Genomic DNA, 21,681 nt, shown 5'->3' on the forward strand with positions numbered 1-21,681 from the left:
GCGGCGGCTCTGCGCCGACCGCGGGCGCGTGTCGCGGGAATGCCGACGCGCCCGGCGCCCTTGACCCTCGTATGAAGGCCATCGTCTACTCCACGCCCGGCGACTCGTCCGTCCTCTCGCTCGTCGATCGGGAGATCCCCGAACCCGGTCCGGGTGAGGTGAGGGTGCGCATCGCCGTCTCCGGCGTCAATCCGACCGATTGGAAGGCGCGCGCCACGGTCGGACGTCCGCTCGTCGCCGACGAGGTCACCCCGAACCAGGACGGCGCGGGAACAGTGGATGCCGTGGGCGAGGGGGTCGAGAGTCTCGCCGTCGGTGACCGCGTGTGGATCTACCTGGCCGCGCATCAGCGGCCGACCGGGACCGCCGCCGAGTACTCCGTCGTCCCCGCGGCGCGCGCGGTGCCGCTCGCCGACGGGGCGTCGTTCGAACTCGGAGCGAGCCTCGGTGTTCCCGCGATGACGGCGCACCGCGCCCTGACCGTCCACGAGTTCGGGCCCTCGCGGCTGACACCCGGAGCCCTCGACGGCAGGTTCGTCCTCGTGCAGGGCGGCGCCGGAGCCGTGGGCCACGCGGCGATCCAGCTCGCGGTCTGGGCGGGGGCGACCGTGATCGCGACGGTCAGCAGCGCGGAGAAGGAGAAGCTCGCCCGCGCGGCCGGTGCGCACCACGTTCTGCGCTACCCGGACGATGCATTGGCCGATGCGATCCGCGATCTCGCCCCGCACGGCGTGGACCACGTCGTCGAGGTGGCGATCGCCGAGAACGCCGCACTCGATGTCGAGGTCGTGGCCAACCACGGTTCGATCGGGTACTACGCCGACAACGGTGGCGGAACGTTCACCGCGGCGGTCCGCGAGAGCTTCGCGAAGAACGTGCGCTGGCAGGGCCTGCTGCTCTACACCGTCGGCGAGGACTCCCTGCTCGCGGCCGCGGAGGACGTCTCGGCCGCCGTCGCCGACGGGGTGCTGCCCGTGGGCGAATCCGCGGGACTGCCGCTGACATCGTTCGCGCTGGATCAGACGGCCGCGGCGCATGACGCCGTCGAGACAGGCGAGACGGGAAAGGTGCTCATCCGGGTCACAGACGCCGATGACTGACCGTTCTCACTGATTCGGGCTCGGGGAGTCACCTCGGCTGACGAGCGAGGATGAGCGCGCAGGCGCCCAGGGCCGCGCTCGCGAGCGCGAGGGCGACCGTGCTGCCGGCCCGGTGGGCCAGCGCGCCGACGACGGCGCCGGTCACGAGGGCCGCCCAGAGGAGCAGCGGACGCCGCCACGCCGTCCGGGAACCGCCCGTGACCAGCGATGCGAGCGCGAGACCGAGGCTCACCAGTGTTCCGGTGCTGTAGGTGATCGCCACGCGCGCACGGCCATCGGCGAGGAACAGCGTGTTCAGCGCCCCCATCGCGGCGGCGAGGAGACCGGCCCGCCACAGGGTCGCGGACCCGCCGAGGGCGAGCAGCGCGGCCGAGCCCACGACGACCGCCGCTCCGCCGACGATCCAGGGCCGCGGTCGCGACACGCGCGTGGTGGCGACCCCGCCGGCGGTCACACCGGCGACGAAGGCCGCGATGATGCCGACGGACGCGAGCGCGATGAGCGCGCCCGGACCGATCACCTCGACCGCCGCCTGGGTGGAGTTGCCGCTCATGAACGACACGAACAGACCGCCGGTGTCGAGGAAGCCGATCGCGTCGACGAACCCCGCGACGGAGGCCAGCGCCCCGGAGACGGCGAGCGAGCCGAGGTCGACGTCCTTCATCACGGCATCCCCTCTCGTGTCCCGTCCCGTCTCATCGTGGCGGCGCGGCGCACACGGGCCAAATCAGCGCGTGCGCGGCACGTACCGTGGCACCCAGCGGACGAAGCCGACGGCCCCCGCGACGGCGATCACGCCCATCGCCGCGACGGCGACGGGAAGCGAGATCGCCGCGGTCACGAGCGAGATGAGGACCGGGGCGATCGCACCGCCGCCGTCGGTGAGCGTGCGCCACGATCCGAGGAAGGCCGCCGGATAGGTCGGCGGGGCGATGTCGGCACCGAGGGTGAGCAGGATGCCGCTGGACAGGCCGTTGCCGACGCCGAGCACGGCGGCGAACATCGCGAACCACATCGACGCGCTGTCCAGCTCGTGGGTGACGGACAGTGCGAAGAACCCCGCGCCCATGAGGATCATCGCCGGGAGCGCGGCCCAGAGGCGGCCGAATCGGTCCATGACCTGGCCGCTGGCGTAGAACAGCGCGAAGTCGATCGCGCCGGAGACGCCCACCACCACGGCGATCGACGAGGCGTCCAGGCCCAGGGAGACCCCCCACAGGGGCAGCACGACCTGGCGAGCCGAGCGGACGGCCGAGAGCGAGGCGGCGGCCAACCCCAGACGTGCGAGCACCCCCCGGAACCTCCACATCGTGCGGAACACCCCCGTGCGCTCCACCGCGGGGATCGAGCCGGTGACGGGTTCGCCGGTGTCCTCGGCATCCACCGCTCCGGAGGCTCCCGTGGGCGGCGCGGCGATCGCGCGCTCCGGATCCGGGCCGAGGAAGACCAGCAGGATCGTCGCGACCTGGCACACCGCGAAGAACGCGATCGAGGCCGACTCGTCGCCGAAGATCCCGAGGAGGGCGGCGGAGATGAACGGGCCGACGAACATGCCGAGGCGGAACGTGCCGCCCAGGAGTGACAGGGCCCGTGCGCGGAAATGCAGCGGAACGCGCGTCGTCATGAACGAGTGTCGGGCGAGGGCGAAGGATGCCGCGCAGAATCCGATCAGGAACACCGCTGCCGCGAACACGGCGAGCGAGTTCGCGAACACCACGCCGACGAGACCGCCGAGGATGACGATGCCGGCGACGCCCATGGTGAGGCGCTCTCCGAACCGCGCCACCGCCCACCCCGCCGGGATGTTGCCGCACAGCTGCCCGACCACCAGCGCGGCCGCGATCAGCGCCGCGAGCGCGACATCCGCGCCCAGACGGCTGGCGATCACCGGGATCAACGGGATCACGGCCCCCTCGCCGAGGGCGAAGAGGAGCGTGGGGCCGTAGATCATCGGTGCGAAGCGGACCAGCACATCGCGGGGGGAGTCGCTCGTCATCGTCTCCACGATAGGCTGGAGTGTCATGCTCGAACTGGACCTTGCCGCCGACATCCAGGCGCTGCGCTCGACCTTCGCCGATATTCAGGCCGTGGTCGACGTCGACGCACTCACCGCCGACATCGAACGCCTGAACGAAGAGGCGGGCGCTCCCGACCTCTGGGACGACGTCGACAACGCCCAGAAGGTCACCAGCCGCCTCAGCCACCGTCAGGCCGAGCTCAAGCGCATCACCGAGATCGAGCAGCGTCTCGACGACCTCGAGGTGCTCGTCGAGCTCGCCAACGAGATGGAGGACGAGGAGTCCGCCGACGAGGCGCGCAAAGAACTCGCGTCGCTCCGCGACGTGATCGGCCAGCTCGAGGTGCAGACCCTCCTCGACGGCGAGTACGACGCGCGATCCGCGGTCGTCACGATCCGCTCCGGCGCGGGCGGCGACGACGCGACCGACTTCGCCGAGATGCTCCTGCGCATGTACCTGCGCTGGGCCGAGCGTCACAAGTACCCCGTCAAGGTCATGGACACCTCCTACGCCGAGGGCGCGGGGATCAAGTCGGCCACGTTCGAGATCGACGTCCCCTACGCCTACGGCACGCTGTCGGTCGAGGCCGGTACCCACCGCCTCGCGCGCATCAGCCCGTTCGGCGGCGCCGACAAGCGTCAGACCAGCTTCGCCGCCGTCGAGGTCATCCCCGTCATGGAAGAGGCCGTCGAGGTCGAGGTCCCCGAAGGCGACATCCGCGTCGACGTGTTCCGCTCGTCGGGCCCCGGCGGCCAGTCGGTCAACACGACCGACTCCGCCGTGCGCATCACGCACATCCCGACCGGGCTCGTCGTCTCGATGCAGAACGAGAAGTCGCAGATCCAGAACCGCGCCGCCGCCATGCGCGTCCTGCAGACCCGCCTGCTGCTGCTCAAGCGTGAAGAAGAGGCGGCCAAGAAGAAGGAGCTCGCGGGCACGATCACCGCGAGCTGGGGCGATCAGATGCGCTCCTACTTCCTCTACGGCCAGCAGCTGGTGAAAGACCTCCGCACCGGATACGAGGTCGGCAACCCCGCGGTCGTCTTCGACGGCGACCTGGACGGCCTCATCGCGGCCGGCATCCGCTGGCGCAAGCGCAAGGACGACGACGACTGAGTGATGGATGCCACGGGCGTGGCATCCATAGGACTCTCGCGGTTTCGCGACCCGGCGCGTCCTGTCGGACTGGGCGGGCCGCGCGCTTAGGCTCGTCGAGCCATGATCCGGTTCGAGAACGTCACCAAGCGGTATCGCGGCACCACGAGACCGGCGTTGAACGCCGTCGACTTCGAGGTGCAGCGCGGAGAGTTCGTCTTCCTCGTGGGAGCCTCCGGCTCCGGGAAGTCGTCGTGCCTGCAGCTCATCCTGCGGGCCGAGACACCCAGCGAGGGGAGGGTCGTCGTCCTCGGGCGCGACCTGCGCACGCTGTCGAACCGGAAGGTGCCCTATTTCCGGCGTCACATCGGTTCGGTGTTCCAGGACTTCCGGCTGCTGCCCAACAAGACGGTCCACCAGAACGTCGCGTTCACGCTGCAGGTCACAGGGGCTTCCCGCGGCTTCATCCAGCAGGCCGTGCCCGAGGTGCTCGCGCTCGTGGGCCTCGACGGCAAGGAGAAGCGCCTGCCGCACGAGCTGTCCGGCGGTGAGCAGCAGCGCGTCGCGATCGCGCGCGCCCTCGTGAACCGCCCCCAGGTGCTGCTCGCCGACGAGCCGACCGGAAACCTGGATCCCGGCACGTCCATCGACATCATGCAGCTCTTGGCTCGCATCAACGCCGGCGGCACGACCGTGGTCATGGCCACGCACGAGGCCGGCTTCGTCGACCAGATGCAGCGCCGCGTGATCGAGCTCCGCAACGGCGAGATGGTCCGTGACGAGCGGCGCGGCGGCTACGGCGACACGTCCGGACTGCCCCGGCTCGCCCCCGAGGTCGAGAAGGGCGCGGCGGCGGTCGCCGCCCTGACGGCCGTCCTCGAGGTGCAGCGCGAGGTCGCGCACATCACCGGTGCCGTCGAGCCGCTGAACCTCGAGGAAGCCCAGCGCGTCGAGGCGGAACGCGCCGCGACGGCGTCCGAGACGGCGCCCGAGCCCCCGACGCACACGCGATCGGTGCCCGTCACGACTCCCGACGTCGATGCGCTCGGCCTCGCCGACCGCCTCGGCCTCGCCGACAAGAACGATCGCGACGACGAAGTGGGACCCACCTCATGAGATTCGGTCTCATCCTCTCGGAGGCGTTCTCCGGCTTGCGTCGCAACGCCTCGATGGTCATCTCCGTCATCCTGGTCACGTTCGTCTCCCTCACGTTCGTCGGCGCCGCCATGCTCATGCAGATGCAGATCGGCAAGATGCAGTCGTACTGGGCCGATCGCGCTCAGGTCGCCGTCTTCATGTGCTCCACGGTCTCCGACAAGCCGTCATGCGCGGCGGGCGAGGCCGCCAGTCAGGATCAGATCGACCAGGTTCAGGCGACGCTCGAGGGCCCTTCGCTGGCCCCGCTGATCCGCAACTTCACCTTCCAGACCAGCGATCAGGCGTTCGAGAACGCGAAGGGTCTGCTGTCCGCCGACATCGCGGACGTCGTCACGGCCGACCAGTTCAACGCGACCTTCAGCATCAACCTGGTCGATCAGAGCCAGTCGGACGTGATCGCCGAGGCCTTCAGCAACCAGGCCGGCGTCGAGGAGGTCACCGACCAGATGCAGTACCTGGAGCCGCTGTTCCAGACGCTGACCGTCGCGACCTATGTCGCCGTCGGTATCGCCGGTCTGATGCTCATCGCCGCGGTGCTGCTGATCGCCACCACGATCCGTCTGTCGGCCTTCGCCCGCCGGCGGGAACTCGGCATCATGCGACTCGTGGGCGCGTCGAACAGGTTCATCCAGACGCCGTTCGTGCTCGAGGGTGTGCTGGCCGCGCTGATCGGTTCGGCTCTCGCGAGCGTCGCCGTCTGGGGGATCGTCGAGGTCGGAGTCAACCAGTACCTGCGTGATCGGATCTCGTTCATCACCTCGTGGGTGGGGGTGTCGGACATCGCGATCGTGGTGCCGGTGATCATCGTTCTGGGCGTGCTGTTGGCGGCGCTGAGCGCGAGCTTCGCGATCCGCCGCTGGCTGCGCGCCTGATCGCGTAGACTGACAGGCTCTGTGTGCCCGGAATCATGAGGAGGTGGCACCATGCCTCGTGAGCAGGGTGAGAAGCTCATCGCGTCGAACAAGAAGGCGCGTCACGACTACGCCATCGAGAAGACGTACGAAGCCGGCCTGGTTCTGACGGGCACCGAGGTGAAGTCGCTGCGCCAGGGGCGCGCGAACCTCACCGACGGTTACGCCTACATCGACGGCGGTCAGGCCTACCTCGACGCCGTCCACATCCCGGAGTATTCGCAGGGGCACTGGACGAACCACTCGGCCAAGCGCACGCGCAAGCTCCTGCTGCACAAGGACGAGATCGTCAAGCTGTCGCACGCGGTGGCCGCGGGCGGCTACACGCTCGTCCCGCTGCGCCTGTACTTCCTGGACGGTCGCGCGAAGGTCGAGATCGCGGTCGCGAAGGGCAAGCGCGAGTTCGAGAAGCGTCAGACGATCCGCGAGCGCGAAGACAAGCGCGAGGCCGAACGCGCCATGCGGACGAAGAACCGCCTGGGGGAGTGACCCTCACTCGGCGAGGAAGCGCCCCTCGACGGTGGCGCTCACGACGAGCTCCGGCGGTTGCAGGCTGAACGACGGACCGGTGTCGGCCTTGGCGAACATCATCCGGGATGCGGCGGCCTCCGGCCGGGATTCCAGCAGTCCGGCATCCGCGATCTCGACGGCGGTGACGGATGCCAGCCCCAGCGCCTCCGCGTAGGCGGCGGCCCGGTCCACGGCGACCTGGACGGCTGCGGCGGCCACCCTGCGCTCGACCGCGACACGGGTGTCGCGCGCGAGGCGCCAGTCCACCGCCGTGACCTGCACGTCGTCGGACTCTGCGACGTCGCCGAGCCACCACGACAGCGCGCCGGCGTCGGTGAAGGTCGCCGACAGCTCGACGCTGGCGTGGTGCACCAGCGGCAGCTGCACGCCCTCGTTGTTCCACGGACGGTCGGACCACACCGACACGCGGGCGCTCGACCACTCCGACACCTCGCCGGAGCGCAGGTGCGCGACCAGCCCGTCCTGAACGGATGCCGCCCGCTCCTGCGCCCGTTCCACCAGGGGACCCCGCGAGGGTCCGTCCGTGGACACGGTGACGCGCACCGCCGCTTCCTCGGCGCGGACGCGCGTTTCGCTCTCGCCCCGCACGGTGATGGTGACCTGACTCATGCGGCGAGCCTAGGGGAGTGGTGCGGAATGGCCCAGGGTGCGCATCCGTTGTAGACTGTGATGCTCGGGTGTTTCGGCATCCGATTGGCAAGTCAACAGTGTGACGATGGTCGCTCCTTCACGGAGTTCCCGGGGCTGATCGGTTTCGACAGCGCCTGCGAACCCGCGAGAAGCGGGCCGAGGATGTGGGGTTATCTCGTAAACGCTCCCTGCAAAACAATAAGTGCCGATGCTAAGCGCACTGACTTCGCCCTCGCTGCCTAAGCGAGCCCGATAGTCCGTCAGACCGTGTGTGACCCCGCCACGGATCCTGGCGTCATTTAGGGGTCTTGCTGCGTGATGGCGTCTGGACGTCACGCGGGACTCTTCCCAGGCTGGGCTTGTCGACTTAGGTGTCTGTGACAAAGGTCGGAGCCGAGCAGAACGTCTGCACAGACTGCGCCCGGAGAAAACGCGGAGACCCAGCGTTGGACGGGGGTTCGATTCCCCCCAGCTCCACGAACCATCGTCACCGGAGAAACCCTCGCCCGCATCTCGCGGGCGGGGGTTTCTCTATGCCGCGGGGCGCGTGTGCACGTCGCTCTCGCCCGAGGCGTCGTTCAGCTCGAGGTACACGCGGCCCTCGGTGCGCGTGAGGGTCGCGGTGTTGCGGCGCTCGATCGCCGCCGCCATCTTCTCGACGAACCCCGCATCGAACGAGTGCAGCAGAACGTCGTCGCCGCGGTGGATCCGCTTGCCCGCCCAGGGTGCGGCGACCTTCTCGGGGTCGCGGTGGGTGTACACCGCGACCCGCTCGGCCTTCATGCTGCCGGTGTGGAGGCGGGCGGCATCCGGTGCTCCGACCTCGATCCAGGCCACGAGGGCCCCGGTCAGGTCGCGCACCATCACGGCGGGTTCGTCGGTCGCGGAGACGCCCTCGCTGAAGGCGATGCCGTCCTCGTACTCGAGGCAGTACGCGAGCACGCGCGTGAGCATGTAGGGGTCGGTCTCGGAGGGATGCCGAGCGACCCGGAGCTGCAGTTCGTCGTACACGCCGCGATCGACGTCCGAGAGCTGCACCGTGAACGTGTGAATGGTCGCGCCGATAGCCACGACGACCGAGCCTACGCGACCGGCTTGCCGGCCACTGCGCTCGCGACCTACCGTCGGAGCATGTCCGATCCCCGTACCCAGCGCATCGACGTCGGCCCGTTCCAGCTCGCCCCGGACGCCGAGGGTGCGCGGTGGCGCGCCGTCGCCTCCGACGGCTCCTCGGCGCCGGTCGGCGGATGGAGCGACTGGGTCGCGCTGTCGCAGCGGATCCTGCAGCTCGACGGCCTCTGGCGCGAGCGCGAGGCGCGGGGCGACGCGTGGGATCAGGGGCACGCGGCATCCGGATCCGTCGACGCGGCCAATCCCTATCGCTGAGCAGGCGGCCAGTCGATGAGCACGAGACTCTGCTTCGTGTCGGCGACCTTCACCCAGCCATCGCCGAAGAGGTAGGTGATGCCGTAGCCGTCGGCACCGCGCCCGGCGAGCCAGTCGGGGTTCTCGGTGATGTAGACCTCGTCGCCGGTGCCCTCTTCACGCTTCCACCCGGAGTCGACGAGGTCGTTCTCGGCCTTCTCTGCGGCGGTGGCGTCGATCGGCGCCCACCCGAACATCTGAACCGTGCCCGCGGTGGCGGAGCCGTCGCTCCACTTGCACAGGATGCCGTCGGGCACCTCCGTCGCTCCGACCCGGAACGGCTCGCTCTGCGCCTTCCAGCCGATGCTCTCGAAGTCGGCGGCGGTCGACGAGAGGATGATCGTCTCGCACGTCGGGTCGGCGGTCTCGGCATCCGGGGCGACCGTCGGGGACGTGGCCGGGGAGGCGGCGTCGTCGCCGGTCGGTGCCGCCGAAGGACTGGCCGGTGCGGCGGCGGTCGGGGCGCACGCGGTGAGCGCGAGCGCCGACAGGAGCGCGGCCGCGACGAGGACCCGGCGCATCACGGGGCGTCCTCGTCGTGCAGGAGCGCGAGGAAGTCGTCGTGGAGCACGCCGTTGGTCGCGAGCGAGGATTCCGCGTCGAGACGGTCCGTGCCGTCGAACGCCGAGAAGCGTCCACCGGCCTCGCGCACGATGGGCGCGATCGCGGCGATGTCGTACTCCTTCACGCCGAACTCGGCGACGAGCTCGAGGCGCCCCTCGGCCAGCCACATGTAGGGCAGGGCATCGCCGTAGCCGCGGTCGCGCCACACGGCACGCGCCAGGCGCTCGAGCGTCGGCACGAGGTCGACGTCGTCCCACTGCTCGATGCTCTGGAAACTGATGCTCGACTGCGCGATGTCGTCGACGGCCGAGACATGGATGCGACGGGGCTCGCCGTCGCGGCCGTTGGTCCACGCGCCGCGACCGGTCGACGCCCACCACCGGCGTCCGAGGGCGGGCTGGCTCACCACTCCCACCTGCGGGACGCCGTCGACGCTCAGCGCGATCAGGGTCGCCCACACGGGGATGCCGCGCATGTAGTTGTGGGTACCGTCGATCGGGTCGATGACCCACCGGCGTGACGTCTCACCGGACACGCCGTACTCCTCGCCGAGGATGGCGTCGTCGGGGCGCTCGGCATCCAGGATCTCGCGGATCGCGCGTTCGGTGGCGAGATCGGCCTCGGTGACGTGGGTGCGGTCGGGTTTGGTGTCGATCCGCAGGTCGGTCGCGTCGAATCGCGCCATGGCGACCGCGTCGGCCGCGTCGGCGAGACGCAACGCCAGCGCCAGGTCATCGCTCAGGGACGAGTCGGAGGTCGCGGCGGTCGAGAGCGGCTCATCGATGGGGGACACGCGTCCAGGATAGACGGCGTGCCTGGGTCGATTTGGTGAGGCCGCGTCACCCCTGGTAACGTAATCCCTCGGTTCGGAACGCGTTTTCCGGGCCGAACGGAACGCACCTCTAGCTCAATCGGCAGAGCAACTGACTCTTAATCAGTGGGTTCTGGGTTCGAGTCCCAGGGGGTGCACCACCGGGCCCTCACCCTCACGGGTGGGGGCCTTTTCCGTTCCCGCAGGCCACGCGTCTCGCGATTCCGTCGCCGCCGCGCGAGGATGGCGGTATGGCCGACGACGAGATGTGGGACGTCACCGACGTCCAGGGAACCCCCACCGGCACCTTCCACCGGAGGGGCGACGGGCCGTTGCCGGCCGGGTCGTTCCATATCGTGGCGTCCGTGTGCGTGGTGGCATCCACCGGTCGGGTTCTCGTGAGCCGGAGGGCCGAGGGAAAGGATTACCCGCTCGCGTGGGAGTTCCCCGCCGGAAGCGCGCTGCGCGGGGAGTCGAGCCGTCGCGGGGCCGCACGGGAGCTCGACGAAGAAGTGGGGATCTCCGTCCTTCCGGATGAACTCGTGCGGGTGGGGCGGGTGGTCGAGGAGCGTGCCCTGTTCGACCTGTGGACCGTTCGTCTCGACGAAGAACCGTCCGTCGTGGTCGACCCCGAGGAAGTGCTCGACGCGGAATGGGTCGACCTCGACGAGGTGCGCCGTCGCTGGCAGGCCGGAGTGTTCGCCACCCCGTGGAACGCGCGGTTCACGCAGCTGTGGGCGAGCCTCGAGCAGGCCGTTCGGGCCGAACCGTGACCGATCGCACGTTCGACGTCGCGGTCGCCGGAGGGGCGCTGCGCGTGGGGGAGTGGCATCCGGATGCCGACGGCCTCCCGTGGCTGCTCGTGCACGGGGTCACGGCCGCGCATCCCGCGTGGGCCTGGCTCGCGCGCGAGACCCCCGGGGTGCGTCTGATCGCCCCGGATCTCCGCGGGCGGGGGCGCAGCTCCGACGTGGGCGGACCGTTCGGTATGGCCGCGCACGCCGACGACCTGGCGAGGGTCCTGGACGCCGTGGGCGTCGAGCAGGCACTCGTCGTCGGTCACTCCATGGGCGCGTTCGTGTCCGCGGTCTTCGCCGACCGGTACCCCGAGCGCGCGGCGGCGGTGGTGCTCGTCGACGGAGGCCTGCCCCTCGACCTCCCCGACGGGATGCCGCCCCGCGAGGCGGTGCGACACGTTCTCGGGCCCACGGCGGCACGTTTGGAGATGAGGTTCCCGAATGCTGTCGCCTACCGGGACTTCTGGCGGAGTCATCCCGCGTTCGTCGGACGCGAGGACCCCCTGCTCGACGCGTACTTCGCCTACGACCTGGTCGGGGCGGACGACGGGTGGCGGCCCGCCACGACGATCGAGACCGTCGAGGCCGACTCGCTCGATCAGAACACCGGCGCCGACATCGCCCGTGCCCTCGCGGGGATGCCTCGCCCGACGGTGCTGCTCGCCGCCGAACGCGGACTGCGGGGCGAGGTTCCGCCGCTCTATCCCGACCTCGCGCGAGTGCGGCGCGACGTTCCGGGCCTGCGCGACGCACGACGCGCCGCCGGGACCGACCACTACTCGATCGTGATGTCGGTGGAGGGAGCGCGCGCGGTGTCCGCGGCCGCGTGCCAAGCCGCTCGGATCGCCTGACCCCGGGCGACACGCGGGTGCTCCGTCGCCCGTCGAGCGGGTGAACTTCGCCGGGCCGGAGGCCGGATCCGGGCTCGGCGACGCGGCGACCGCCTACCGTCGGCCGAATGCGTCGTCTCTTCGTCTCCGGTGCCGCTCTGGCCGCCATCGCCCTCTCGGCGTTCCTCGTCGCCGGCAACCCGGCCGTCGCCGCCGTCCCCGATCTGACCGGCCGCTCCTATGTCGCCCTGGGCGATTCGTACGCCGCGGCGTGGGGGCTGCCCCTCTCATCGACCCAGCCCGCGCAGGGCTGCGATCAGTCCGATCAGAACTACCCGCACCTCCTCGCGGCACAGTTCGGGTTCGCCCTCACCGACCGCTCGTGCGGCGGCGCCGTCATCGCCAACGTCGTGGACACCCCGCAGACCGTGGCAGGCGGAACCGCTCCGGCGCAGTCCGATTCCCTGGATGCCACCACCGACCTGGTGACCCTCACCATCGGCGGAAACGACCTGGGCTTCTGGAACATCGGTCAGATGTGCGTCGCCCTCTCCGCGGCCGGTCCGGTGGCCGGCAGTGTCGACGGGCAGACGCACGCGACGTGCCGGGAGCAGTTCGTCGTCGACACGCCCGCGGGCCCCGTCAACACGCTCGAGACGCAGATCGACCAGACGGTCGCCCCCGCGCTCCAGTCGGCCATCGCCGCGATCCACGCGCGCGCACCGCAGGCCGAGATCGTGGTGATCGGCTACCCCGCACTCGCGCCCGACTCGGCCCACACGCCGAGCGGGGGCTGCTACTCCGGCCTGTTCCAGGGACTCGGGTTCCGGACGAACGCCTACCCGTACACCGACGTCGACGTCGCGCTGCTGCACGACACCCAGGCGTACCTCGACGACGCCATGGCCGCGGCCACTCAGGCGGCGGGTGCGACCTACGTCTCGCTCCTGGCCGACTCCGTGGCGCACAGCCCGTGCACCCCCGCCGACTCCTACGTCAACGGCATCACCCTCACGCTGTCGCCCGACAGCGTCCCGGTGAGCGGCCTGCCGTTCGGGGGAGTCAAGATCGGCGCCCTGCACCCCAACGCCTCCGGCGCGGCGTTCGCGGCCGGCCACGCGGCCGACGCCGTCCGTGCGCTGTTCGCGGAGCCCGATCCGACGCCGACGCCGACCCCGACGCCCACGCCCACGGCGACCGTCACTCCGACTCCCACGCCGACTCCGGTGCCGACCGGTGAACCGACCGCGACGCCCGCGCCGACGACATCGCCGACGGCGACCCCGGCCGCGGCCGCCACCGCATCGCCCGCCCCGACGTCTCACGCCGGTCTCGCCTCGACGGGAACGCCCTCCGTCGCGGCCGCCATCGGGATCGGCGCCGTGATGCTGCTCGTCGGTGGGCTGGTCACGGTCGCGCTCCGACGCCGCCCCGACCGCCGCTAGTCGCGCGTGACGCAGGTGCCCGGTCGTCCCCTCAGCGGGCGGTCGGGCACCTGGTGTGCTGCCGGACTGCGCCCGCGGAGTCGGACAGGGCGCGCGGTGCCCGGCCGGGTAGGCTGAGCGCGTCGGGCCACCGAGCGGTGAGGATGTGCGGATGTCGAGAGGGCGTTCCGATGCCGAACATCTCGTCGACGTCCTCATCGGTATCTGGAAGAGCGTCGATCAGGAGCGCCGTCCGATGCCGTCCGAGCCCCAGCTGGCCGCACTGACCGGAGCCAGCCGCACGTCCGTTCGCGAAGCTCTGATCCGCCTGGAGGAGCGCGGCTACATCCACCGCTCGCACGGCGCGCGCACCGTCATCCACTCCCACCTCGACCAGCTCGGCACGCGCGTGGATCAGCAACGCGACCATCTCGAGGCCATCGCTCGCGCGGGCTATCGGCCGAGCGTGCGGGTCGTCTCCGCCGCGTTCGGGGTGGTCGAGAGGTCTCCGAACGGCCCCGAGCAGTTCCACGATCTGCCGATCGGCACGCGCGTCCTGCGTACCCGCAAGGTGTGGAGCGCCGACGGACATCCCTACGTGATGGCGGACGACGTGATCCCCGTCACGGACACCCGCGCCTCCGAGGTGCTGGAGACGGATCTCGACCCGTCGATGCCCGTCTTCGACCTCGCCGAAAGCCTGAACGGCGTGGCGGTCGCGTGGGAGACGGTCTGGTTCGGCTCATCGATGCTCGCCGACGACGAACGCGATGCTCTCGGCCTCGAGACGACGGCGCCGGCGCTGGAGCTCACCTACTGCGGGGTCGGGCCGACGCGTGAGGTCGCCTACTGGTGTCGCGAGGTGCAGACGCCGGCGCCGGCGCAGCTGCGGAACGTCCTGGTGCGCCGCGTCACGCGCGGATGATCCCACGCCGTCCGCCCCGGTGACACACGGTCCCGGGGCCGATCTCCTCTCTCGCGGTCGGGCCGCGCGCTGCGGCCGCGTTCGCGCCGAGCATTTCGCGCGCGTTCCGGCTTCGTAAACTTGTCTGATAAGTCCGGAGAAGTTGTCCGACAAGTGGGACACTCGCCTCGGGCCGCATTCCGCGGCTTCGCAGCCGAACGCGACATCGACCCTCGGCGCCTACCCGAAAGGCTCTCCCGTGATTCCAGGTTCCGCGCACCGCCCCTCCCGACCGTTCTTCGCCCTCGCTATCCTCGCCGTGGCCGGCGCCGCACTCTCCGGCTGTGCCTCGGGCGCGGCGCCCGCCGCACCGGCATCCGCGATCCCTCTCGCGGATGAGGCCAGCATCCTCACCGACGTCTGCCCGGCGATGATCGTCATCCAGGCCACGTGGGAGCCCGAGGTCGACCACGGACCGTTCTACGGACTCGTCGGCCCCGACGCGGTCATCGACGCTGACAAGAAGAGCGTCACCGGAACGCTCGTCGACGGAGGCAAGAGCACCGGCGTGCAGATCGAGGTGCGCTCGGGCGGGTCGGCCATCGGCTACCAGCCCGTCGCCTCGCAGATGTACACCGACACCTCGATCACGCTCGGGAGCGTCCCCACCGAGGATCGCGTGGCGGGGGCGGCCAGTCAGCCGACCATCGGCGTCTTCGCGACGCGCCAGCAGAGCCCGCAGATGATCATGTGGGATCCGGAGACGCACCCCGACTGGACGTCGATCGCGGACATCGGAAAGACGGATGCCACGGTCGTCGTGCCGAAGGGCGGGCTGTACGCGCAGGCGCTCGTCGCCAAGGGCGTGCTGAAGCAGTCGCAGCTCTCCGACTCGTACGACGGCAGCCCCGCGCGGTTCGTCAGCGACCCGAGCATCGCCCAGAACGGTTTCGCGACCTCCGAGCCGTACATCTACGAGCACGAGATCTCACAGTGGGACAAGCCGGTGAAGTACCAGCTCGTGAAGGACGCCGGATACGACGTCTATCCGGACGCCCTCTCCATCCGTTCGGCGGATCTCGAGAAGCTCTCGCCCTGCCTCACCAAGCTCGTACCGATCCTCCAGCGCTCCGCCCTGGCCTACCTCGCCGATCCCGCACCGACCAACGCCCTCATCGTGAAGCTCGTGGAGGAGTACGACACCGGTTGGGTCTACTCGGCCGGCGTCGCCGAGGCGGGTGCGGGCATCCTGAAGAACCTTCATCTGATGGCCGGCACGGACCCCTCGGTTCCGATCGGGGATTTCGCTCCCGAGCGCGCGCAGAGCAGTTTCGAGCAGGTGACCGCTCTCCTGGGCGCCTCGGGGGTCACGATCGAACCCGGGCTGAAGGCGGACGACATCTTCGACAGTCAGTTCATCGACACTTCCCTGACCGGCAAGTGAGATCCGGCGGCGGTGAGGGTCTCCGGTCCCTCGCCGCCGTCTCGACCCACCCGTCCCACCACGAGAGAGCAGCCCCGTAGATGTCCACATCCCGCCGTGTCCCGCTCCTCCTCGACATGGACTTCGGTATCGACGATTCGATGGCGACCCTGTACCTCACCGGCTCCGGACGTGCCGAGATCGTCGCCGTCGGGACGGTGCACGGCAACACCTCGGCCGCGCAGGCGGCTCGAAACGCTCGACAACTGCTCAACGTGCTCGGTCTCGGGGCGGTGCCGGTGGCGCGCGGCGAGGCCGCGCCGTGGAATCAGGACGTCCACTACGCCACCGCCGTGCACGGAGACGACGGCATCGGGGGCATGGCGTCCGTCGAGGATCCCCCGGGGGGGATCGTCGGCGAGTCGGCCGCGGAGCAGATCGTGCGCTTCGCGCGGGCCCGCCCCGGAGAGCTCGTCCTGCTGGCGACGGGGCCCCTTTCGAACATCGGCCGAGCCTTCGAGCTCGAGCCGCGGCTGGATGCGCTCCTGCGCGCGATCGTGGTGATGGGCGGTGCGGTCGCCGTCCCCGGAAACATGGCTCCGCACGCCGAGGCGAACATCCGTCATGATCCGGAGGCCGCTGACCACGTCTTCCGCTCAGCGCGGAACCTCCTCCTCGTGCCGCTGGACATCACGATGGCGTGCCGCATCACCGACGCCGAGCTGCACCGGATCGCTCGCGCCCCGTCCACGCCGGGTGTCGACCTGGTGCGGGCGATGCTTCCGCAGTACCTCGACTTCAACGCGCGCGACCTGGGCGTCACCGGCTTCCCGCTGCACGACCCGACAGCCGCGGTGCTGGCGCTCGACCCGTACGCCGCCGATTACCTCGAGGCTCCCGTTCGCGTGGAGCTCGAGGGGAGCCTCACCCGCGGGATGACGTCGGTCGACCGACGCCCGGAGCCCGCGGCATCCGATCGTCCCGTGGTGCGCATCGCGATGCGACCCCGGCGGTCCCTGGTCGACCAGTTCGTCCGGGCGGCCTTCGAATGCCCGGTGCGCGTGCCGGAATGAGCGCCGTCACGCGTGTCGTCGGGGGCTTCAGCCTGGATGCCGTGCGCTTCGCCGACGGAGCCTACGAGGTGGACCGCCCGGGCGGGAACGGCTTCTGGGCGGCCCTGGGCGTCGTGTTGGCGGGAGGTTCCGCCGCCGTCCACGGCGTCGTCGGCGACGACTACCCCGACGAGGCGCTGCAGCGTCTGCGGGACTGCGGTGCCGACATCGGCGGCATCCGGCGGCTCTCCGGCAGCCCGAGTCTCCGGGTGAGCTTCTCGTATCGCCCGGACGAGACACGAGCCCATCCGGCCGATCCCGCGGCGATCGCCGATCTTCCACCGGAAGACCGCGCCAGGTTCCTCGACACCACCGATCGTGAGGATCTGCTGCTCGCGACCCTGCCGACCCCCGCGGATCTGGCCGCCGCGCACGCGGATTCCTGGTACCTGGGGCTGCTGCCCGCTCGTCGACTGCGCGAGATCGTGGCCGTAGCTCGAGGCGACGGGTGCGTGGTGCTCGACTGCCCGGACCGGACCGAGATCGCGCGGGACGGCAGCGCCGCTCTCCGCGATGTCCTTCCCGACGTCGATGTCTTCCTGCCGAGCACGTCGGATGCCGCGGTGTTCCTTCCGGACGTCCCCGAGCGCGACCTGCCGTCGCTGTTCCACGGCTGGGGTGCGCGGGCCGTCGTACTGAAGTGCGGATCCCGCGGCGCGGTGATCTCGACCGGTCGGGGTCGCTGGCACGTCCCCGTGTTCCCTGATCCCGACGCGTTCGATGCGACCGGCGCCGGCGACGTGTTCGGGGGAGCGTGCGCCGCGACCCTCGCGGGTACGGGCGATCTGGTCGCCGCCGTCGTCGCCGGGGCCGCGGCGGCCTCGTTCGCCACCGCTGCCCGCACGCCGCTGGAGCTGTCGCGGATCGCGCACGACGACGTCGAACGACGCCGCCGCTTCATCGCGGCACGAGTGGAGGAGATGTGAGCGCACTCGTGATCGGGATCATCGGGAGCGCCGGCGACACGGTCGAGGGGAGCCGTGTCGACATCATCGACGCGGCCTCGCGTGTGGGTCGCGGGATTGCGGAGGCCGGTGCGGTGCTCGTCAGCGGGGGAACCACGGGGGTCATGGCCGGGGCGTCGCGGGGGGCGCGCGAGGCGGGCGGGCTCACGATCGGGTTCCTGCCCGACGCCGATCGGTCGCGCGCCAGCGAGTTCGTGGACGTCGCCTTTCCGACCGGCATGGGCACCGTCCGCAACCTTCTGACGCCGCGGGTCTGCGACGCCGTGATCATGATCGGCGGGGGAGCGGGAACGCTCAACGAACTCACCATCGCGTACGACTTCGGCACGCCCGTCGTGGCCGTCACGGGGACGGGGGGCTGGGCGGATCGCATCCGTCCGGTGCTCCACGACGATCGGTGGCTCGACGAGCGACGCTCCGTCGCGCTGAGCTTCGCGTCGACGCCGGAGCACGCGGTGGACGAGGCTCTGCGGCGGGCGGCCGAACCGCGCTCCTCCACCACCCTGCCGTTCCATCGGGGTTCCGCGGCGGGCTGACGCCGCGTACGCGTCCGCGCCCGGCCGCCGACTCGAGGTCGGGGCCGGGCGCGTCGATGTGGGAGGGTCGTCAGGCCGCGTCGCCCACCAGGACGGCGGCGCCTTCGTCGGCGGCGGTCGGGTGTGCCCGGTCGACGTGCGCGAGGGTGCTGCGGCCGAACAGGATGCATCCGGCGGCGATGACCACCGAGGCCGCGGCCACGAGGTACGGCACGCCGGCTCCCGCTGCGTGCCACAGGAAGGCCGCGAGGGGCGGAGCGACCGCGCCGCCGAGGAAGCGCACCGCGGAGTAGGCCGACGACGCGACCGAACGCGGCAGGTAGGTGGCCTCCATGACGGCCTCGGTCAACGCGGTGTTGACGACGCCCAGCACGAGACCGCCCGCGACGATGCACGCCACCAGGCCGGCCGGGGAGTCCACGACGAACGCCGCGACGAGAAGGACGACGGCCAGCAGCGGCAGTGCCAATAGCAGCACGGAGGTCAGCCGCATCCGTCGCAGCAGGATCGGGGCCACCCAGACGCTCGTGATCGCGAGCGCCACGCCCCACCCGAAGAACGTCAGCCCGATGCCCATCGCCCCGAACCCGAGCGGGAAGGGCGAGAACGCCAGCAGTGTGAAGAAGCCGATGTTGTAGAACAGCGCGGTCGCGGCGAGGATTGCCAGGGCCGGGCGGCCGAGCGCGCGGAACGGCGCGCTGAACGGGATCGGCGTGCGGGCCGGAGAGGGGCCGCGCAGCAGCACCGCGACCGCGACGAACGCGATCGCCATGAGCACGACCACGCCGAAGAACGGGCCGCGCCAGCTCGCCTCGCCGAGGATGCCGCCGAGGAGCGGGCCGACCGCGATGCCGAGACCCAGGGCGGCCTCGTACAGGATGATCGCGGCCGAGCTACCGCCGGAGGCGGCGCCGACGATCGTCGCGAGCGCCGTGGAGATGAACAGCGCATTGCCCAGGCCCCACCCGGCACGGAAGCCGATGACGGCGTCGACGCTGCCGCTGAGGGCGCAGAGGAGGGCGAACACCACGATGAGCGCGAGCCCGACGAGGAGGGTCGCCTTGGCGCCGATCCGGCTGGAGATCCAGCTCGTGACGAGCATCGCGAGGCCGGTCACGACGAGGTAGCTGGTGAACAGCAGCTCGGTCTCCACGGGCGAGGCCTGCAGCGACTCCGCGATGGCCGGGAGGATTGGATCGACGAGGCCGATGCCCATGAAGGCCACGACGCAGGCGAACGCGACGGCCCACACCTGCGCCGGCTGCTTCCAGATGCTGGGGGTGGTGGCGCCGCTCATCGGGCGAGCTCCGGCTGCATGCCGACGCGGAGGGCGAGGGCGTCGGCGCTGGTACGGACGGCATCCCACTCGGCATCCGTGAGGTCGGCGACGTGTGGGGCGAGGGCGGCGCTCAGCGCCGCGAGCCAGCGGTCGAGTTCGCGCAGGCCCTCCTCGGTGGCCGACACGACGCTCACCCGTGAGTCGTCGGCGTGGATGCCGCGGGCCACGAGCCCCGCGGATTCCATCTGGTGCACGAGCCGGGTCATGCCGGGCTGCGAGACGCGACTCAGTGTCGCGAGGTCGCCCACCCGCTGCGGGCCGTGCTCGCGCAGCAGCTTCAGCGTGCGCCACTGCGCGGCGGGCGCGTCGTTCTGCGTGTCGAGGGCTGCGATGCGCGCGAGGGCGTGCACCGCGAGGATCAGTCTCTGGAGATCATCATCGCGGGTCATTCCCCAAAGTATACCCCTGATATATACCGTGGGTATTGATTCACCGTCCGGCGATGCGCGTCGACAGCTGATGCGCGTGCGCGAGCAGGATGCGGCCGAGTTCCGCGAGACGCTCACCGCCGAAGCGGAACTCCACTCCGGTGAGGCTCAGGGCCCACTGCGGCTCGCCGGTGCGCGTGAACACCGCCGCCCCGATGCCCCAGCTCCCCTCGACGATGAGCCCGGGGTTCAGGGCGTAGCCGCGCGCCTTCGTCTCCGCCACGCGGGTGCGCAGACGCGCGGGGGAATGCGCCGCGCCCCAGCGGTCGGAGAGGTCGGCGTGGCGTGCGAGGTAGGCGTCGACCTCGTCGGGCGGCAGGAACGCGAGGATCGCGAGACCCGCGGATGCCACCCCGAGCGGGAACCGCACGCCCTCCGACAGCACGAACGAGCGGATCGGGAAGCTGCCGTCCTCGCGCACGAGGCATACGGTCTCATCGCCCCGGCGCACGGACAGGAACGCGCTCTCCTCGGTGCGCACCGCGAGCGAGCGCACGATGTCGCGGGCGAGCGCGGTCACGTCGAACCGGGATGCCGCGACCGTGCCCATCAGGTACAGCTCGGGGCCGGGCAGCCAGCGGCCGCTCTCCTCATCGCGGTCGACGAGCCCTTCCTGCCGGAGCGCCGACAGCAGCCGATGCGCGGTGGGGCGGGTGAGATCGGCCTGGCGGGCGAGATCGAGCACCGCGGCCCCCTCGGTTCCGGCGGCCGTCACGAGCCGAAGAAGATGCGCGGCGCGGGCGATCGCCTGGGTGCCGGGGACGGCGGAGCGTGCGGGGGAGGTGGGGGCGGTGTCCACCATGTGGACGCTACGCGGGCTGGCATCCACATGGCAAGACGGACCGCGACCCCGGGCGGAGGGCGGGCGCACGATGAGAACACCGATCCAGCACGAAGGAGTCCGCGTGATCGACAAGACCTGGCCCTCGGCGAGCGACGCCGTGGCCGACATCCCCGACGGGGCATCGCTCGCGGTGGGCGGCTTCGGCCTCTCCGGCAACCCCATCGCCCTCATCGAGGCGCTGCTCGCGCAGGGCACCCGTGACCTCTCCGTCGTGTCCAACAACTGCGGCGTCGACGACTGGGGGCTCGGCATCCTGCTCGGGGCCGGTCGCATCCGAAAGATGACCTCGTCGTACGTCGGCGAGAACAAGGAGTTCGAGCGGCAGTTCCTCTCCGGCGAGCTCGAGCTCGAGCTGACGCCCCAGGGCACGCTCGCCGAGAAGCTGCGCGCGGGCGGCTCGGGCATCGCCGCGTTCTACACGCAGACCGGCGTCGGGACCCAGGTGGCCGAGGGCGGCCTGCCGCAGCGGTACGACGGGGCGGGCGGTGTCGCCGTGGCATCCCCGGTCAAGGACGTCCGCACCTTCGACGTCGGTGGCGAACCGCGCGAGTTCGTCCTCGAGGAGGCGATCCGCACCGACTTCTCGCTCGTCCACGCCTGGAAGGGCGACCGGCACGGCAACCTCGTCTTCCGCAAGGCCGCGCGCGCCTTCAACCCGCTCGCCGCGATGGCCGGTCGCGTGTGCATCGCGCAGGTCGAGCACCTCGTCGAGCCGGGCGAGATCGACCCGGACGACGTGCACCTGCCCGGCGTCTTCGTCCACCGCCTCGTCGAGGTCGGTCCCGACATCGAGAAGCGCATCGAGAAGCGCACCGTCACCGAAGGAGCCCGCTGAC

Annotated in this window: 24 protein-coding genes, 1 tRNA gene and 1 other RNA gene; 17 read left to right on the forward strand and 9 right to left on the reverse strand. The window is 70.8% G+C overall.

The features are described 5' to 3' along the window. The first annotated feature begins 71 nt into the window (after positions 1-71). Entirely contained in the window at positions 72-1,100 is a 1,029-nt protein-coding gene (locus BW982_RS00605) for an NADPH:quinone reductase (protein WP_076490184.1), read from the forward strand. A gap of 28 nt (positions 1,101-1,128) precedes the next feature. Here BW982_RS00605 and BW982_RS00610 read toward each other — a convergent pair whose 3' ends face one another. Both BW982_RS00610 and BW982_RS00615 read right to left on the reverse strand, forming a co-directional pair. Then, positions 1,129-1,764 (reverse strand): YoaK family protein, encoded by a 636-nt coding sequence (locus BW982_RS00610; RefSeq protein ID WP_076490185.1) that lies wholly within the window; start codon positions 1,762-1,764, stop codon positions 1,129-1,131. Positions 1,765-1,827: 63 nt separating this feature from the next. Continuing rightward, a complete protein-coding gene (locus tag BW982_RS00615) occupies positions 1,828-3,123 on the reverse strand; it encodes an MFS transporter (protein ID WP_254845502.1) in 1,296 nt (431 codons plus the stop codon). Between BW982_RS00615 and prfB the strand changes: the two genes are divergently transcribed. The 4 genes from prfB to smpB all read left to right on the forward strand — a co-directional run bounded on the left by prfB (position 3,122) and on the right by smpB (position 6,771). Beyond that, positions 3,122-4,234, forward strand: coding sequence for a peptide chain release factor 2 (gene prfB, locus BW982_RS00620; RefSeq protein WP_076490187.1), 1,113 nt, complete (start codon positions 3,122-3,124; stop codon positions 4,232-4,234). The genes BW982_RS00615 and prfB overlap by 2 nt on opposite strands. A 102-nt stretch (positions 4,235-4,336) precedes the next feature. Then, positions 4,337-5,329: a cell division ATP-binding protein FtsE gene (gene ftsE / locus BW982_RS00625; RefSeq protein ID WP_076490188.1), complete on the forward strand. Its 993-nt coding sequence runs from the start codon at positions 4,337-4,339 to the stop codon at positions 5,327-5,329. After that, entirely contained in the window at positions 5,326-6,243 is a 918-nt protein-coding gene (gene ftsX, locus BW982_RS00630) for a permease-like cell division protein FtsX (RefSeq protein WP_076490189.1), read from the forward strand. Before ftsE ends, ftsX begins: the two co-directional genes overlap by 4 nt. Positions 6,244-6,294: 51 nt before the next feature. Continuing rightward, positions 6,295-6,771: an SsrA-binding protein SmpB gene (gene smpB, locus BW982_RS00635; RefSeq protein ID WP_022878410.1), complete on the forward strand. Its 477-nt coding sequence runs from the start codon at positions 6,295-6,297 to the stop codon at positions 6,769-6,771. Positions 6,772-6,774: 3 nt separating this feature from the next. Here the strand turns inward: smpB and BW982_RS00640 are convergent, their stop codons facing one another. After that, a complete protein-coding gene (locus BW982_RS00640) occupies positions 6,775-7,422 on the reverse strand; it encodes an SIMPL domain-containing protein (protein ID WP_076490190.1) in 648 nt (215 codons plus the stop codon). Between the two features lie 131 nt (positions 7,423-7,553). Here BW982_RS00640 and ssrA point away from each other — a divergent pair. Then, positions 7,554-7,923: a transfer-messenger RNA gene (gene ssrA / locus BW982_RS00645) on the forward strand. 51 nt (positions 7,924-7,974) lie between these two features. Here the strand turns inward: ssrA and BW982_RS00650 are convergent. Continuing rightward, a complete protein-coding gene (locus BW982_RS00650) occupies positions 7,975-8,514 on the reverse strand; it encodes a YaeQ family protein (RefSeq protein ID WP_076490191.1) in 540 nt (179 codons plus the stop codon). A 60-nt stretch (positions 8,515-8,574) separates the two neighbouring features. Here BW982_RS00650 and BW982_RS00655 point away from each other — a divergent pair, with 60 nt between their 5' ends. Continuing rightward, a complete protein-coding gene (locus BW982_RS00655; RefSeq protein ID WP_076490192.1) occupies positions 8,575-8,829 on the forward strand; it encodes a hypothetical protein in 255 nt (84 codons plus the stop codon). Here the strand turns inward: BW982_RS00655 and BW982_RS00660 are convergent. Together BW982_RS00660 and BW982_RS00665 are read right to left on the reverse strand one after the other, a co-directional pair. After that, on the reverse strand, positions 8,820-9,389 hold the full coding sequence (locus tag BW982_RS00660; RefSeq protein WP_076490193.1) for a hypothetical protein: 570 nt from the start codon (positions 9,387-9,389) through the stop codon (positions 8,820-8,822). The two genes, BW982_RS00655 and BW982_RS00660, sit on opposite strands and share 10 nt — an antisense overlap. Beyond that, entirely contained in the window at positions 9,389-10,225 is an 837-nt protein-coding gene (locus BW982_RS00665) for an inositol monophosphatase family protein (protein ID WP_076490194.1), read from the reverse strand. Before BW982_RS00665 ends, BW982_RS00660 begins: the two co-directional genes overlap by 1 nt. A 103-nt stretch (positions 10,226-10,328) precedes the next feature. Between BW982_RS00665 and BW982_RS00670 the strand changes: the two genes are divergently transcribed. The 9 genes from BW982_RS00670 to BW982_RS00710 all read left to right on the forward strand — a co-directional run bounded on the left by BW982_RS00670 (position 10,329) and on the right by BW982_RS00710 (position 18,234). Next, a tRNA-Lys gene (locus BW982_RS00670) sits at positions 10,329-10,404 on the forward strand. A 90-nt stretch (positions 10,405-10,494) separates the two neighbouring features. Further along, complete coding sequence (locus BW982_RS18435; RefSeq protein WP_076490195.1) at positions 10,495-11,016, forward strand: NUDIX hydrolase; 522 nt, start codon at positions 10,495-10,497, stop codon at positions 11,014-11,016. After that, positions 11,013-11,891: an alpha/beta hydrolase gene (locus BW982_RS00680; RefSeq protein ID WP_254845503.1), complete on the forward strand. Its 879-nt coding sequence runs from the start codon at positions 11,013-11,015 to the stop codon at positions 11,889-11,891. The genes BW982_RS18435 and BW982_RS00680 overlap by 4 nt, the downstream gene beginning before the upstream one ends. 107 nt (positions 11,892-11,998) lie before the next feature. Beyond that, complete coding sequence (locus BW982_RS00685; protein WP_076490197.1) at positions 11,999-13,315, forward strand: SGNH/GDSL hydrolase family protein; 1,317 nt, start codon at positions 11,999-12,001, stop codon at positions 13,313-13,315. Between the two features lie 151 nt (positions 13,316-13,466). Then, positions 13,467-14,219, forward strand: a complete 753-nt coding sequence (locus BW982_RS00690; protein WP_076490198.1) for a GntR family transcriptional regulator — start codon at positions 13,467-13,469, stop codon at positions 14,217-14,219. A gap of 238 nt (positions 14,220-14,457) precedes the next feature. Next, entirely contained in the window at positions 14,458-15,642 is a 1,185-nt protein-coding gene (locus BW982_RS00695) for a hypothetical protein (protein WP_217693659.1), read from the forward strand. An 80-nt stretch (positions 15,643-15,722) separates the two neighbouring features. Then, positions 15,723-16,694, forward strand: a complete 972-nt coding sequence (locus BW982_RS00700; protein WP_076490199.1) for a nucleoside hydrolase — start codon at positions 15,723-15,725, stop codon at positions 16,692-16,694. After that, positions 16,691-17,659, forward strand: coding sequence for a carbohydrate kinase family protein (locus tag BW982_RS00705; protein ID WP_076490200.1), 969 nt, complete (start codon positions 16,691-16,693; stop codon positions 17,657-17,659). Before BW982_RS00700 ends, BW982_RS00705 begins: the two co-directional genes overlap by 4 nt. Next, complete coding sequence (locus tag BW982_RS00710) at positions 17,656-18,234, forward strand: TIGR00725 family protein (RefSeq protein ID WP_076490201.1); 579 nt, start codon at positions 17,656-17,658, stop codon at positions 18,232-18,234. The genes BW982_RS00705 and BW982_RS00710 overlap by 4 nt, the downstream gene beginning before the upstream one ends. Positions 18,235-18,304: 70 nt before the next feature. Here the strand turns inward: BW982_RS00710 and BW982_RS00715 are convergent, their stop codons facing one another. From BW982_RS00715 to BW982_RS00725, 3 genes are read right to left on the reverse strand one after another with little or no spacing between them, the layout of a single operon-like run. Next, positions 18,305-19,531: an MFS transporter gene (locus BW982_RS00715; RefSeq protein ID WP_076490202.1), complete on the reverse strand. Its 1,227-nt coding sequence runs from the start codon at positions 19,529-19,531 to the stop codon at positions 18,305-18,307. Beyond that, positions 19,528-19,962 carry a MarR family winged helix-turn-helix transcriptional regulator gene (locus tag BW982_RS00720; RefSeq protein ID WP_076490203.1) on the reverse strand — a complete coding sequence of 145 codons (435 nt, stop codon included), beginning with the start codon at positions 19,960-19,962 and terminating at the stop codon, positions 19,528-19,530. The genes BW982_RS00715 and BW982_RS00720 overlap by 4 nt, the downstream gene beginning before the upstream one ends. Positions 19,963-20,002: 40 nt before the next feature. After that, positions 20,003-20,803, reverse strand: a complete 801-nt coding sequence (locus tag BW982_RS00725) for an IclR family transcriptional regulator (protein WP_076490204.1) — start codon at positions 20,801-20,803, stop codon at positions 20,003-20,005. 103 nt (positions 20,804-20,906) lie between these two features. On the opposite strand from BW982_RS00725, the gene BW982_RS00730 reads away from it, so the two are divergent. Continuing rightward, positions 20,907-21,680, forward strand: a complete 774-nt coding sequence (locus BW982_RS00730) for a CoA transferase subunit A (protein WP_076490205.1) — start codon at positions 20,907-20,909, stop codon at positions 21,678-21,680. The last annotated feature ends 1 nt before the right edge of the window (position 21,681 follow it).

This window comes from Microbacterium sp. RURRCA19A (assembly GCF_900156455.1).
Lineage (GTDB): Bacteria > Actinomycetota > Actinomycetes > Actinomycetales > Microbacteriaceae > Microbacterium.